The organism is Pseudomonas sp. NPDC087336 (genome assembly GCF_044744285.1).
Lineage (GTDB): Bacteria > Pseudomonadota > Gammaproteobacteria > Pseudomonadales > Pseudomonadaceae > Aquipseudomonas.
Map to the genome: position 1 here is coordinate 171198 of NZ_JBIUYA010000007.1, position 13110 is coordinate 184307.

Consider the following 13110-nt stretch of genomic DNA (forward strand, 5'->3'; position numbering starts at 1 on the left):
AGGTCCATACCGATGGAAACCCTCGCCAACCTCGAATCTTTTGTGCGCAGTGCCGAAACCGGAAGCTTTTCCGCCGCCGCCCGCTTGCTCGCGCTGACCCCGGCCGCCGTGAGCCGCAACGTGGCCATACTGGAGCGCAACATCGGCGTTCGCCTGTTCCAGCGCTCGACCCGCAAGCTGTCCCTGACTGAGGCCGGGGAACGGTTCCTGGCCAGCATCGGCGGCAACCTTGAGGCGCTGCAAGCGGCGATCAACGCGGTCACCACCGATCGGGGCGAGCCGGCAGGCGTGCTCAAGGTCAGCCTGGCGCCAACGTTCGGCATCGGCCATGTCCTGCCGCTGCTGCCGGCCTTTCTGGCGCGCTACCCGCTGATCCGCCCGGAATGGCATTTCGAAAACCGCGCCGTGGACTTGATCGCCGAAGGTTACGACGCCGCCATCGGCGGTGGTTTCGAATTGACCCCGGGTGTCGTCTCCCGAACGCTGGCACCGGCCCTCGTGGTGGCCGTCGCCTCACCGGCGTATCTGGCGCAACGCAGCCTGCCCGCTACCCCGGCGGACCTGGCCCGGCACACCGGGATCGTGATGCGCGGCAGCCGCACCGGGAAGATTCGACAATGGCTCATGCGCGATGGCGCCGGCCATGAAATGCCGGCCACCCTAAACGAAAGCATCGTGCTCAACGACCCCGCCGCCATGCGCGAGGCGGCCATGCTGGGATTGGGCGTGACGTTGCTGGTGCTGTCCGATGTGCAACCGAACATCCAGCGCGGCGAACTGGTGCACCTGTTGCCCGATTGGCAGGGAGATGCCGGGGCGATTTCGCTGTACTACCCGAGCCGCACGCTGATGCCGGCCAAGACGCGGGCGTTCATTGATTTTGTGGTGCAGGCGTTTACCCGCTGATGGAGGCTCAGCAATACCTGTCTCGCACTTTGTATACAAAACCAACTCACATTTAAAGCAAATAACTTCGCAAAATGCTACCGTGGCCAGCACACACCTGTCGGAGAAGTGCGCGTGTTGATGCTTAAACTGCTGGTCATCCCAGGCTTCCTGATGCTGATCTCCCTGGCTGGCAAACGCTGGGGACCAAGCGTGGCGGGTTGGTTGTCGGGGTTGCCGGTGGTGGTCGGGCCTATTTTGTTGTTCCTCGCCATCGAACAAGGCCAGGCGTTCGCCGCTCAGTCGGCCATGGCAGCGCTGTCGGCGATGTTCGCGATGATTGCCTTCTGCGTGACCTATGCACAGGTCGCGCAACGCGCACGATGGCCGCTGGCACTGACGATCTCGCTACTGGTATGGGCCCTGGTTGCCGTGGTCCTGTCGTTGCTCCCGCCATCGCTGCCGCTCTCGGTGATTGCCGCCGCCACGGCACTGCTGGCCGCGCCGCACTTGTTCCCGGCAGTGCAGCCGATCGTTTCAGGACCGGCGCCAAAGTCCGACAAACTGCTGCTGCGAATGGTCGCCGGCGCCTTGCTGACCCTGGCTGTCACCTTGCTCGCCAGCACCGTTGGCGATCGCTGGAGCGGCCTGCTCGCCGTGTTCCCGGTGCTTGGCAGTGTGATGGCGGTGTTCTCCCAACAAACCCGAGGCCCGGCGTTTACCGCCGCGTTATTGCGGGCAACGGCCACCGGGATGTATTCATTTTCCGCCTTCTGCCTGGTCGTGACGCTGACCTTGCCCAGCATGGGCATGATGGGTTTCGGTGTTGGCGTTGCAGTCTCGGTGGCCATGCTCGGCGTCACCAGACGATTGCTGGCAAAACCCGCTCCGCTGGCAACCCGTTCAACAATTTCGAACGAGTAGCCCAACATCCTTGTACGTCAATCGAACAGGTTTGCCCCACCATCAGCCTCAGTTCCAACCCACTCCCGACTGAGGCCTACACCATGAAATTCTTTTTCCATCCTTCGCCGAACCCGATGAAAGTCGCCCTGTTGCTCGAAGAATTGCAAACGCCTTATGAGTTGATCGGCGTCGACACTTTCAAGGGCGAGCAACACTTGCCAGCCTTCCTCGCGATCAATCCGAACGCCAAGGTTCCAGCCCTGGTCGATGGCGACGCGACGGTTTTCGACTCCCAGGCCATCCTGCTGCACCTGGCGCACAAGCATCAGCGTTTCCTGCCCAGCAGCGCTGCCGGCAACGCCGAACTGCTGTCATGGCTGATGTTCATCGCCACCGGCCTTTCACCGTTTTGCGGCCAAGCCGTGCATTTCCTGCATCACGCTCCAGAAGACCTGCCCTACGCGAAAAATCGCTACCTCAAGGAAGTCGAACGCCACTATCGTGTGCTCGACCAGCGTCTGGCCGACCATCAGTACCTGGCTGGCGACAGCTACAGCATCGCCGACATGGCACTCTGGGGCTGGGCCAACTACGCGCCCTACATCCTCGGCGAAAACGGCTTGGCGGCCTTCCCGAACGTCAAGCGCCTGTTCGATGAAATCAGCGCTCGCCCGGCCGCCCAGCGTGCTCTGGGTTTGAAAGAGAAGCTTGTGCTCAAGGCCGAATTCGACGAAGAAACCCGCCGTAACCTGTTCCCGCAGAATCAGGCCCAGTAAGCCGTTCCCGACATTCGAGGGTGATGAAATGAGTGATCAAGTCGCGTTTATCGTGTACCTGCCGGCCAAACCTGAACGCTTCGCCGAAACCAGGCAACGGCTGCTGGACGTCGTGCACCAGATGTCGGCCGAGCCGGACTTCATCAATACCTGGGTGCACCAGCTGCAGGACGAGCCGAACACCCTGGTGCTTTACGAAACCTGGAACTGCAGCAAGGAAGACTTCATCGCTCGTCACCTGAGCAAACCCTATCGCCAGGAGTACGAAAAACTGCTGCCGCAGCTGCTGGCCAGCGAACGGCGAATCGAGTTTCTGGATGTGATCGAGAGCTATCCGGTGCGTCGGGGGGTGTGACTGCGCTGGACTCCTTGGAGTGACCGTCCGTTAGCCCGCACTGGAATGCGTCACAGCCCCCATGGGATGATCGCCCCCCACCGCGCGACCATCCCTGGAGTTTTTCGAATGTCACTGTTGAGTAAAAAAGCCGTTGTCCTGCTGCTGGCAGCGGCCGCCAGCCTGGGGGCGTTGAATGTGCAGGCGGCCAAGGCTCCTGCCAAAGAGACGGTGCAGGGTCAGAAAGTCTCGATGCTCGATGGCAAGTTCACCTTCACCCTGGCCAAGGGTTTCATTGCCAACCCGTTGCCCGCCAGCCCCACGGGCGCAAGCGGCACCATGTACGCCAATGAAACCACCAAGACCGTGGTGATCGCCGCGCAGAACAGCCTGCCCGAAGGCGTCAAGGTCAAGGACAACGACGGTGAATTTCTCGACGGCACCGCCGCCGACTTCGACGCGGCGCAACACAAGGCCCTGGCGGACTACAACAAGCTCAGCGAAAAAAGCCTGACCCTGAAGGCGACAGGCCTGGGCGTGCGCCAGGTCGACAGCACCGCCACCCAGGGCGGCGGCATGACCCTCAACACCACGTTGATGGCGGCTTCGGGCAACCACATGACCGTGATCCAGGTCATTTCCCGCCCCGGCGACATGGCGGCCCACGAAACCCTGATCAAGCAGATCGTCAGCGGCAAGTAAGCCTCAGGGGTTGCGGCGCTGCAGCCAGGCGCTCAAGTCCTGCAGTTCTTCGGCACTGATGCTGTGACCAACACCCTGGTAGGCGTGGAACTCGGGTTCCAGTGACACGCTTTGCAGCAGGCTGTTGGCCTCGGTGCCATCGCTCAAGGGAAGGCGCTGGTCCGCCGTGCCATGACCGATGAAAATCGCCAGTGACTGGCGTTTTTCATCCGGTTTGAGCTCGGACCGGAGCACCGGCAGAATCCGCCCGCTCAACGCGGCAATCCCGCCCACCGCCTCGGGATGACGCAGGGCGACTTCATAGGACATGATCGCGCCCTGGCTGAAACCCACCAGGAACACCTTCTCCGGTTGTGTTTGATATTTCTTCGCCGCCTGTACGACGAAATCCAGCAACAACTGGCCGCTGGCCTTCAGATCATCGGTTTCGCCGTTATAGGCACCCTCGCCTTTCTTGCGAAACCACTGGTAACTCCCCTCTTGCATCACCATCGGCGCACGCACGGACAGGTAGTTGTACTCACGGGGCAACTCATCCTTGATGCCGAACAGGTCCTGCTCGTTACTGCCATAGCCGTGGAGAAAAATCACCAGTGGCTGCTCGCGGGAGTCGGGGTTGGCCTGCTCCAGGTACTTGAGTGGCAGATCGGTTTGCAGGGGGGATTGAGCGTGGACAGCGGCGGATGCCAGCAGCGTGAACAGAGCGAGAAACTTCAGCATAAACCTTCCTTCACCGTGCGCAGGGTTCGGGACAGAGCCTAGCACCTTCGTTCGAGCGATTGCGGAATCGGCCTACACCAGACAAGGAAACGTCTGATTTACCCCTGACAGCCTCGTATAGAACCCTGTGCACGGCACTTTGCCACTCCTGCGTACCAGTGGGAGCAGGAGCAATTTGATCGTCAACAGACAAGGAGTTCAAGCAATGGCAACGGGATATTTCATTCGCAAGGGTGACAAGACCACCTGTGGTGGCGAGGTGCTGGACGCCGATACCCGCGTCACGATGTTTGGCTTCGCCCATGCTCGCGCCGGGGATCCGGTTTCCTGCGGCAAGAACGACGAAACCTACAAGATCGTCGGTGGAATTTCGTCCTTTGACAGTCACGGCAGGCTGGCAGCTGGCTCGCTGGATAGCCGCAGCAGCTGTCCCTGCAAGGCCGGGCTCCTCCCGTCGTTTACCAACGTCAGCTATGAGTCCACCCAGGGTTCAGCGCCGCAAGCCGCGAGGAGTGCCCCTCAACAGGCGACCGCACCCGTTGCGCCCAGCAATCCGGTGACGCCGCGACAATCCACTTTCACTTCAGTGCGGGCCCCCTCACCGACGCTCAGCGAACGGCCAGGGACGGTCTGTGAAAACCTCTGGCGCGGCTACCAGCAGCGGGTCGAAAACGTCGTGGCACCCGGCGGCAAGCTGATTGCCGACCCGAAAGCGCGCAACAAGGCGATCAATGCCGCCTACGCGCAGCTGTGGCGCCACGATCCGCGGTTCCAGTGGGCCGGGCTGGCGGCGTTCGCCTCCAAGCAGGTGGGTTGTGGCTTGCTGCACGCTGCTGACACGATCGAGAAAATTCAGACTGAAGAAGAGACGATACAGCAACTGAGGGACAGTGCCAGACAAGGACTGAGGGGTTTGCTCAGCCCCAGCGAAAGGGAAAAACGAGCGACAATCCGCGAGTTTGAGCAGCGCCAACGCGAGTACGAAGAGGCCAACCGTGACAACCCGGTGTGGGGCTTCGCCCAATGGGGTGCCGACCTTCCCTTGTCGTCCTCGCAACGGATGTACCGGTTTGTGTACGAGATGCTGGCGATGGGCAATACCACGCTGTTCCTGGATGTGTATCCGCTGCATGTGTTCTACCAGGAGCGGGGGTTGGAGGCGCTCAAGGATTGCCTGGGCTCACGCAGCAACATTTACGGGCAGGACCAACATCCGGTGCTGTGGCCGGTCGGGCAGAAAACGCTAGAGTTCGGGATTGACCATGAGGAAATTCTCCTGGCCTTCGAGGCGATTGAGGCGGGTAACATCGCCGAAAGTGTTGAGTATCTGGCCAAACACGAACAGGTCAATATTCTGCAACCAGCGATGTACAGCGACTGGCGATTCAATTCATTGCTGTACAGTAATCATCTTTCCTACCTAGTCGGTATTCCGTCCGGTGCCGCCGAAGCCATCGAATTGACGTTGGCCAGTCAGTGCCGCCGCATCGATGATGGACGCACCATTGGTTTCAGCAACACCCCCTTTGCCAACCTGGCCGATATCAATCAGCGCATGGCCTTCGTACTGAGGGCCGCGAAGCAGTTTGATGATCTGCTGCTAAGTGACCAACGCGAGCAAATTGAGCGGTCGATTCGCAATATTGCCCTGGGCGGTGGCGTACGATGAGCCTGCTGCAGCGCGTGGGCTGGCGACGTGGTGCGTTGGCACTGGCGGTCGCCGCCCTCCTGACGATGGCGGCGATTCAAACACTTTCGGATGAACCGGAAATCGCGCTGGTGATTGGCGAGCCGTACGAGGCTATGCGCCAGCGCTCCAGCGCAAGAATCGATCCAGTCATACCAGGGCACTCCTGGTTCAATGTTCCCAAGTCTGATGCCCGTCTGCGCTTCGCAGATCCTGAGTTTGGCTTTGTGACCCCGCTGGCCCGTTTCTTCACGGTGGGTTTTGGACGCGATGAGCGGATCGACGGTGTCCGCATGTCTCCGCAAATCGAGCCGCTATTACTCGACGACACCCTCAAGGTCGTGCTGGATCTGCAGGAGCAATGGCGCAACGCTGGCTGGGTACCCATCCGGGTCAAGGACTTTCCCTCGTTCGCCGACACCCCGCAATGGCGTGCCCAATTGCAAGGTGTAAAGAACGTCGAAAAAGCCTACTGGCGAGCAGGTGACAAGTACCAACTGATGCTGGTGGTTAGCCGTTTCGAGGACTACAAACACCCCACAGAAGAGCGCTACCTCATTACCTTGGGCATCCACCGATCACGCGGCGTGCAGTGAGCCTCCCCCCCTCAATCGTTAATCAACTTCCCAACCCGAATCGGCTCGCGTCCGGCCACTTTCGCCTGCCAGGTGCCCGGTTGCGTATAACGACCACGATCAATCGCAAACAACACGCCACTGGTGCCCGCGCGCACGGTGGTGACCTTGTCGTTCAACGGGTCGACCACTTCAAACAGCGCATCGCCCTGCTCCACCCATTCACCCGCATCGCGCAGGAAGCTGACCACGCCGTGATGCGGTGCGAACAGGTACTGGGTGCCTTCGAACGGCATGCCCTCGCAGCACTCGCCCGGTGCCGCCGGCCAGGTACCCTTGATGAAACCCTGTTCGGCGAGAAAGCCCAGGATCGCCTCGCAATTGGCCTGGGCCTGATCGACCCGGGTGTCGCCCATGCTGCCAAGCTCCAGCGTGGTTGCCAGGTTGGCCGGTGGGATGGCCGCTTCGGGGAAAGCCCTGGCCAGGCGTAACCAGGGCGAAGAACAGGACTCGTCGAAGGAACTGCCGCCGGAATCTTCGCACAGCAGAGCCACCCCGGCTTTCAGGCGCGCCGCCAGCGATTGCCACTGCGGCCAGTGTTGCGGCAACGCATAGAGGTGAATCGCCGCGTCGAAGTCGCAATGCAGATCGAGGGTGATGTCGGCGTCGCAGGCGTGGCGCAGCAACAGGCGGTGCATCGCTTCCAGTTGCGACGCCGGGGCCGGCAGGTCGTCGAGCACCTCGCCCATGGCCTGGCGAATCAAGGCGATGTTGGCCACGGCATCGCTGCCCAGACGATCACCCACCCGCTGCGCCACCGGTGCGCTCAGTTCGACGAACGAGCGGTTGAAGTTCTTGCCGCTGCCCAGTTCGAAGCGCCCCATGTGGCTGCCTTGCAGGTGTTGGTCGAGACCGATGGGGTTGGCCACCGGCACCAGTTCGATCAGGCCTTGCAGTTGGCCCTGGATTTCCAGTTCGGCCAGGCGCTGCTTGAGCTCCCAGGCCGTGCGCATGCCTGGCAGTTCATCGGCATGCAGGCTGGCCTGGATGTAGACCTTGCGAGTGCCTGCGCCATAACGAAACACGCTGAGGGTGCGCTCGGTACCCAGGTGGCTCCAGGGCAGTGGATGGTCGATGCGTTGCATGGCAGAACTCCGATGCTCCCACGGTTGGGAAATGTGTTGGGCAGGATAAATCATGAGCATAAAAAAATGGCAGCCGCGTCAACGGCTGCCATTTTTTGAACGGCTCGATTACTCGCCGTAAACGTCAAACTTGAAGTACTTGTCCTGCACTTGCTTGTACTTGCCGTTGGCGCGGATCTCGGTGATGGCTTTGTTGAACTGCTCGGCCAGGGCGGTATCGCCCTTGCGCACGGCAATCCCGGCGCCACCGCCGAAGTATTTCGGATCGTTGTACTCAGGCCCCACGAAAGCGAAACCCTTACCGGCGTCGGTCTTCAGGAAACCGTCGTCCAGGTTGACCGAGTCGGCCAGCAGCGCGTCAACGCGACCAGACACCATGTCCAGGTTGGCTTCCTGCTGGGAGCCATAACGCACCAGGATAATCCCTGCCGGTTGCAGCACTTCGGTGGCAAAACGGTCGTGGGTACTGGCGCGCAGTACGCCGACTTTCTTGCCCTTGAGTTCGGTCAACGGGTCTTTGACGGCGGAGCCTTCCTTCATCACGAAACGTGCCGGGGTGTGGTAGTACTTGATGGTGAAATCGACGTTTTTCTTGCGATCGTCGGTGATGGTCATGGACGACAGGATGGCGTCGATTTTCTTGACCTTCAGTGCCGGAATCAGGCCGTCGAACTCTTGCTCGACCCAGGTGCACTTGACGTTCATCTGCTCGCACAGTGCGTCGCCGATGTCCACGTCGAAGCCGGTAAGTTTGCCGTCAGGGGTCTTCATCGAGAACGGCGGGTAACCGGCTTCGATTCCGATGCGGATGGGCTTGGTATCCGCGGCCACGACGGTCAGGGACAACATCGACAGTGCCAGGGCACCGAACATCACTAGCTTGTTCATTTATAACTCCTGTGTGCGGAGACTTTTATTGGCAGCTTTCGGTCAATAGCTTGTGGCTGGGGACCGAAGTGGCCGGCAGTCTAGAGCGGCTTTCACAGGGCAAATTATTTCAAGGCGACAAATATTTATAGAAGGTGGTCAGCAAAGCGCAAACCGATGAGGTGTGCGCCAGGGCGATGCAAGGGTCTGTCAGACAATGACCTCAGCGCCGACCCCCTGTAGGAGCGAGCATGCTCGCTCCTACAGGGGGGGCATCAGCACGCGCAGCCGACAGCGGCACCCGCTGCACTTAACTCAAACCCTTCGTCCAGCCATCCGGTCACCCCGCCGATCATTTCCTTGACCGGGTAACCCAGCGCCGCCAGCTTCACCGCTGCCTTGTTCGCGCCATTGCAGTGGGGGCCGGCGCAATAGACCACGAACAGGCTGGTTTTCGGGTAGGCGCGCAAGCCATCGGCGGTGAGCAATCGCCCGGGGATGTTGATCGCGCCGGGTACATGCCCCCGGTCGAACGCCAACGGCCCCCGCACATCCACCAGGATGAAATCGACTTCACCGGCCTGTTGGCTGGCGTAGACGTCGGAACAGTCGGTTTCGAATGTCAGGCGGTTGCTGAAATGCATCAAGGCGATGGCTGAAGGGGCGGCGGGAATGTCGCGAACGAGGCTGGTCATGGGCAGGGCTCCTGGATGTGATGGGGTGTGAACAGACTTTATCTGCCCGCCAACAGCAGCTACAGTGGCGCACAAGACACTCACCGGGAATTTTCCGCCAAATGCATTCCTCTCCAGGACTGGTCGCAATCCTGGCCTACGACGGCCTGTGTACCTTCGAATTCGGCATCGCCGTGGAGATCTTTGGCCTGGCGCGGCCAGAATTCGATTTCCCTTGGTACAGCCATCAGATTGCGGCCGTCGATCAAGGCCCGATGCGCGCCATGGGCGGCATCCGGGTACTGGTCGATGGCGGCCTGGAATTGCTGGAACAGGCCCGGACCGTGATCATTCCCGGCTGGCGCGATCGTCAGGCAGCCGTGCCCGAGGCATTGCTGACGGCCCTGCGCCAGGCCCATGCGCGGGGCGCGCGGTTGCTGTCGATCTGCTCGGGGGTGTTCGTGCTCGCCGCCACCGGTTTGCTCGACGGTCGCGGCGCCACCACTCACTGGCGCTACACCGCGGAACTGGCCGAACGCTTCCCGAACATCCTGGTGGACCCGGACGTGCTCTACGTCGATTCGGGTCAGTTGATCACCTCGGCCGGCAGCGCAGCCGGCATCGACGCCTGCCTGCATCTGGTGGCGCGGGACTTCGGTACCCAGGTCGCCAACTCGGTGGCGCGACGCCTGGTGATGTCACCGCAACGCACCGGGGGCCAGGTGCAGTTCATTCCGACGCCGGTCAGTCCTACGCCGCGCAGCGATCTTTCACGCGTGATGCAGTGGGCACGGGAGCGTTTGCACCAACCGCTGGAGGTGCGCGACCTGGCCAGCGAAGCCGCGATGAGCGAGCGCACCTTCCTGCGCCGTTTCACCGAAGCCAGCGGCCAGTCGCCCAAGACCTGGTTGCAACATGAACGGCTGGGCCGTGCCCGGGAATTGCTGGAAAGCACCGATCAGCACACCGAGCAGATCGCCCAGCACTGTGGTTATCGTTCGGTGGAAAGCTTCCGCGTGGCGTTTCGCAACGTGGTCGGCGTGCCGCCGTCGGTGTACCGGGAACGGTTTGGCCGAACGGACCAGCGCCTGTCCTGAGGTGTGCTTCAGGGCTTGCGCAATAGATAGGTGTCCATGATCCAGCCATTGGCCTGCCGGGCCGCCTTGCGCACCTGCTCGATCTGCTGCGCCACCTCCCCGAGCTTGCCGCTGATGAGGATTTCATCCGGCGTCCCGAGGTAAGCGCCCCAGTAAATCTCTGTCTGCTGATCCGCCACATGCTGGTAGGCATCCTGGGCGTCGAGCATCACCACCAGACTGTCGGCATCGCTCACCTGCCCCGCTGCCAGTCGCCGACCGGTGGTGATTTCAACCGGGCGGCCAATTTGATTGAGCGTCACCTTGTGCGCCGCGGCCAGCGCCTGGACGCTGGTAATGCCGGGAATCACCTCGAACTCGAAGGTACAGGTGCCTGAAACCAGGATCGCCTGGAGGATGCGAAGGGTGCTGTCGTACAACGCCGGGTCGCCCCACACCAGAAAACCGCCGCACTGGTCATCGGCCAGTTCCTCATTGATCAGCCGCTCGAAGGTTTGCTGCCTGGCCAGGTTCAACGCATCGACGCTGGTTTTGTAGTCGATGTCGCCACGTTCGCGCTCCGGGCTTGGAGCCTCGACAAAGCGGTAGTGCGGATCGGTGATATGGCGCTCGCAAAGCGAGCGACGCAGGTCGACCAGCGAGTCCTTGTCCCGGCCCTTGTCCATGATGAAAAAAACATCGACCCGGTTCAGCGCCTTCACGGCCTGCAGGGTTATGTAATCGGGGTTGCCGGCGCCGATGCCGATGACCAAGAGTTTTTTCATCTGGGCATTCCCTCGTTATCGCTGCACGACAGCCGCAGCCGCCAGCAACCATGGAACTGCAGGCCTATCGTTGACAGTGGCTCGACATCGATCAGGTTGAAGGCCGAACCCTGCAGCACGTGCATCAACGCGGCACGCATGACAAAGGGATGGGTCACGGCAAGCACATGGCCGGGCAGCGCTTCCAGGGTTTTCATCCAGGCCGCGACGCGTTCGCCGACTTGCGCCACCGACTCGCCGCCGTGGGGTGACGAGCGTGGGTCGGCAAGCCAGGCCTGAAGTGATTCGCCCTGATTTTTTTGCAGGTCGCTGATCCGCACACCGCACCAATTACCGAAGTCACAATCGCGCAGGTCCGCGACTATTTCCACGGGTTTGCCGAACAGTTCGGCGGTCTGTCGCGCGCGCAATTCAGGAGCGCACACCAGGCGCGATGCCTCCTTGAATCGAGCCCCCCGGGAACCCCGTGCCGATTGCCAATCCATCTCCAGGGGTTCGTCCTCGGGAAAGCGCGCCAGCTTCTGCGCAAGGGTTCGAGCGTGGCAGATCAAGGTCAAACGGGTCGCCTGCACGAAAAAAAATCACTCTGAGGGATTGAAAGGAATACCGGCGCCAGGCCGTCAGTCATTGCCTAATTGTGCCGTAAGAAAGTTCTTCAGGGGGCCACATTTCAACGATTCGGACGCTCTTTAATGGCGAAGCCCTACACAGCCCATCAACATCCCCTTCGCCAACTGCTGACAGTCATTTCCCGCCCGTTCAACCCAGAAAAAGCCCGGTGAAAATTAACTAGACATGTAGTGCGCCATCTATAAATACTGTTTTCAATGGATTAACGAACACCTCATCCAGCAGGAGCCGGGATGCCCTCATGCGAAGGCCGGTCACCGAGCCCTTTGATACAGGAGTGCACCCATGCTGGTCTTGCGCACCGTGCAACCAACCGACCTGCCCCAGCTGCAACGACTGGCCCGCGAAAGCCTGGTAGGCGTCACCTCCTTGCCCGATGATATTGCACGCTTGCACGACAGGATTCTCGACTCTTGTTCGTCACTGCAACAAAACATCGAGAGTCCCGGCCCGCAAAATTACCTTTTCGTCCTCGAAGACCAGACGAACCGGCGTCTGGCAGGTTGCTCGGAAATCGTCGCCACGACCGGTTCCAGCGAACCCTTCTACAGCCTGCGCAACCGCCCTTTCACCAGTGCCTCGCGCGAGCTGAACATCAAGCACGGCGTACCTGCCCTGTCGCTCTGCCAGGACCTCAACGGCCACACCTTGCTGCGCGGCTTCCATATCGATACGGCGTTGGTGTGTACGCCGCACTCCGAATTGTTGTCGCGGGCGCGCCTGCTGTTCATGGCCGCGCATGCACAACGCTTTGCCGATGCCGTGATCAGCGAAATCGTCGGCTACAGCAGCGATGACGGCCACTCCCCCTTCTGGGATGCCGTGGGCAAGCATTTTTTCGACCTGCCCTACGTCGAGGCCGAGCGTCTTTGCGGCCTGCAAAGCCGGACGTTTCTCGCCCACCTGATGCCGCAATACCCGATCTACGTGCCGATGCTGCCCCAGGCCGCGCAAGACTGCATCGGGCGCATCCACCCCGACGGCCAGGAAGCCTTCGATATCCTTGCCCGCGAAGGGTTCGAAACCAACAGCTATGTCGACCTGTTCGATGGTGGCCCGACGCTGTATGCACGCACGGTCGACATTCGCTCTTGCGCGCAAAGCCAGACCGCACGGGTCAAGACCGGTGGGAACATCGACGCCCGTGGCCGCTATCTGGTCAGCAACGATTCGCTCGAGGACTATCGCGCCATCGTCGCCGATCTCGACTACCGCACAGGGCAACCCGTGTCGCTGGACGCCGGGATGTGCCAAGCCCTGCAGGTGACTGAAGGCAGCACGATCCGGCTGGTCGCCCTGTGAGCATTAAACGCCACGAGCCCCATCGACAACGCCCGAACGGGCATGC

At 61.1% G+C, this 13110-nt stretch carries 15 protein-coding genes; 9 read left to right on the forward strand and 6 right to left on the reverse strand.

Features of this window, described 5'->3' with window-relative positions:
• Positions 1 to 12: 12 nt before the first annotated feature.
• The 5 genes from ACIO0C_RS09440 to ACIO0C_RS09460 all read left to right on the forward strand — a co-directional run bounded on the left by ACIO0C_RS09440 (position 13) and on the right by ACIO0C_RS09460 (position 3603).
• Complete coding sequence (locus ACIO0C_RS09440; RefSeq protein ID WP_401310728.1) at positions 13 to 906, forward strand: LysR family transcriptional regulator; 894 nt, start codon at positions 13 to 15, stop codon at positions 904 to 906.
• Positions 907 to 1020: 114 nt separating this feature from the next.
• Positions 1021 to 1809 (forward strand): hypothetical protein, encoded by a 789-nt coding sequence (locus ACIO0C_RS09445; protein WP_401310731.1) that lies wholly within the window; start codon positions 1021 to 1023, stop codon positions 1807 to 1809.
• 83 nt (positions 1810 to 1892) lie between these two features.
• The gene (locus ACIO0C_RS09450) at positions 1893 to 2567 is read left to right on the forward strand and encodes a glutathione S-transferase family protein (RefSeq protein WP_401310733.1); all 675 of its coding nucleotides are present in this window, start codon (positions 1893 to 1895) and stop codon (positions 2565 to 2567) included.
• Between the two features lie 28 nt (positions 2568 to 2595).
• Positions 2596 to 2922, forward strand: a complete 327-nt coding sequence (locus ACIO0C_RS09455) for a putative quinol monooxygenase (RefSeq protein WP_401310735.1) — start codon at positions 2596 to 2598, stop codon at positions 2920 to 2922.
• A 108-nt stretch (positions 2923 to 3030) separates the two neighbouring features.
• Positions 3031 to 3603: a hypothetical protein gene (locus tag ACIO0C_RS09460; protein ID WP_401310737.1), complete on the forward strand. Its 573-nt coding sequence runs from the start codon at positions 3031 to 3033 to the stop codon at positions 3601 to 3603.
• Between the two features lie 3 nt (positions 3604 to 3606).
• Here ACIO0C_RS09460 and ACIO0C_RS09465 read toward each other — a convergent pair whose 3' ends face one another.
• Positions 3607 to 4323: an alpha/beta hydrolase gene (locus ACIO0C_RS09465; protein ID WP_401310740.1), complete on the reverse strand. Its 717-nt coding sequence runs from the start codon at positions 4321 to 4323 to the stop codon at positions 3607 to 3609.
• Positions 4324 to 4528: 205 nt separating this feature from the next.
• On the opposite strand from ACIO0C_RS09465, the gene ACIO0C_RS09470 reads away from it, so the two are divergent.
• Both ACIO0C_RS09470 and ACIO0C_RS09475 read left to right on the forward strand, forming a co-directional pair.
• Positions 4529 to 5992 carry a PAAR domain-containing protein gene (locus tag ACIO0C_RS09470; protein WP_401310922.1) on the forward strand — a complete coding sequence of 488 codons (1464 nt, stop codon included), beginning with the start codon at positions 4529 to 4531 and terminating at the stop codon, positions 5990 to 5992.
• Positions 5989 to 6606, forward strand: a complete 618-nt coding sequence (locus tag ACIO0C_RS09475; RefSeq protein WP_401310743.1) for a hypothetical protein — start codon at positions 5989 to 5991, stop codon at positions 6604 to 6606. The genes ACIO0C_RS09470 and ACIO0C_RS09475 overlap by 4 nt, the downstream gene beginning before the upstream one ends.
• A gap of 11 nt (positions 6607 to 6617) precedes the next feature.
• Here the strand turns inward: ACIO0C_RS09475 and ACIO0C_RS09480 are convergent, their stop codons facing one another.
• The 3 genes from ACIO0C_RS09480 to ACIO0C_RS09490 form a co-directional block, all read right to left on the reverse strand.
• Positions 6618 to 7730: a succinylglutamate desuccinylase/aspartoacylase family protein gene (locus ACIO0C_RS09480; RefSeq protein WP_401310745.1), complete on the reverse strand. Its 1113-nt coding sequence runs from the start codon at positions 7728 to 7730 to the stop codon at positions 6618 to 6620.
• A gap of 108 nt (positions 7731 to 7838) precedes the next feature.
• On the reverse strand, positions 7839 to 8618 hold the full coding sequence (locus ACIO0C_RS09485) for an ABC transporter substrate-binding protein (RefSeq protein WP_401310748.1): 780 nt from the start codon (positions 8616 to 8618) through the stop codon (positions 7839 to 7841).
• Between the two features lie 254 nt (positions 8619 to 8872).
• A complete protein-coding gene (locus ACIO0C_RS09490; RefSeq protein WP_401310751.1) occupies positions 8873 to 9292 on the reverse strand; it encodes a rhodanese-like domain-containing protein in 420 nt (139 codons plus the stop codon).
• Positions 9293 to 9393: 101 nt separating this feature from the next.
• On the opposite strand from ACIO0C_RS09490, the gene ftrA reads away from it, so the two are divergent.
• Entirely contained in the window at positions 9394 to 10368 is a 975-nt protein-coding gene (gene ftrA / locus ACIO0C_RS09495; protein WP_401310754.1) for a transcriptional regulator FtrA, read from the forward strand.
• Between the two features lie 8 nt (positions 10369 to 10376).
• On the opposite strand, the gene cobF is transcribed toward ftrA, so the two are convergent.
• Both cobF and ACIO0C_RS09505 read right to left on the reverse strand, forming a co-directional pair.
• On the reverse strand, positions 10377 to 11132 hold the full coding sequence (gene cobF, locus ACIO0C_RS09500) for a precorrin-6A synthase (deacetylating) (RefSeq protein WP_401310757.1): 756 nt from the start codon (positions 11130 to 11132) through the stop codon (positions 10377 to 10379).
• On the reverse strand, positions 11129 to 11704 hold the full coding sequence (locus ACIO0C_RS09505) for a histidine phosphatase family protein (protein ID WP_401310760.1): 576 nt from the start codon (positions 11702 to 11704) through the stop codon (positions 11129 to 11131). The genes cobF and ACIO0C_RS09505 overlap by 4 nt, the downstream gene beginning before the upstream one ends.
• 343 nt (positions 11705 to 12047) lie before the next feature.
• On the opposite strand from ACIO0C_RS09505, the gene ACIO0C_RS09510 reads away from it, so the two are divergent.
• Positions 12048 to 13064 (forward strand): arginine N-succinyltransferase, encoded by a 1017-nt coding sequence (locus ACIO0C_RS09510; protein WP_401310762.1) that lies wholly within the window; start codon positions 12048 to 12050, stop codon positions 13062 to 13064.
• The last annotated feature ends 46 nt before the right edge of the window (positions 13065 to 13110 follow it).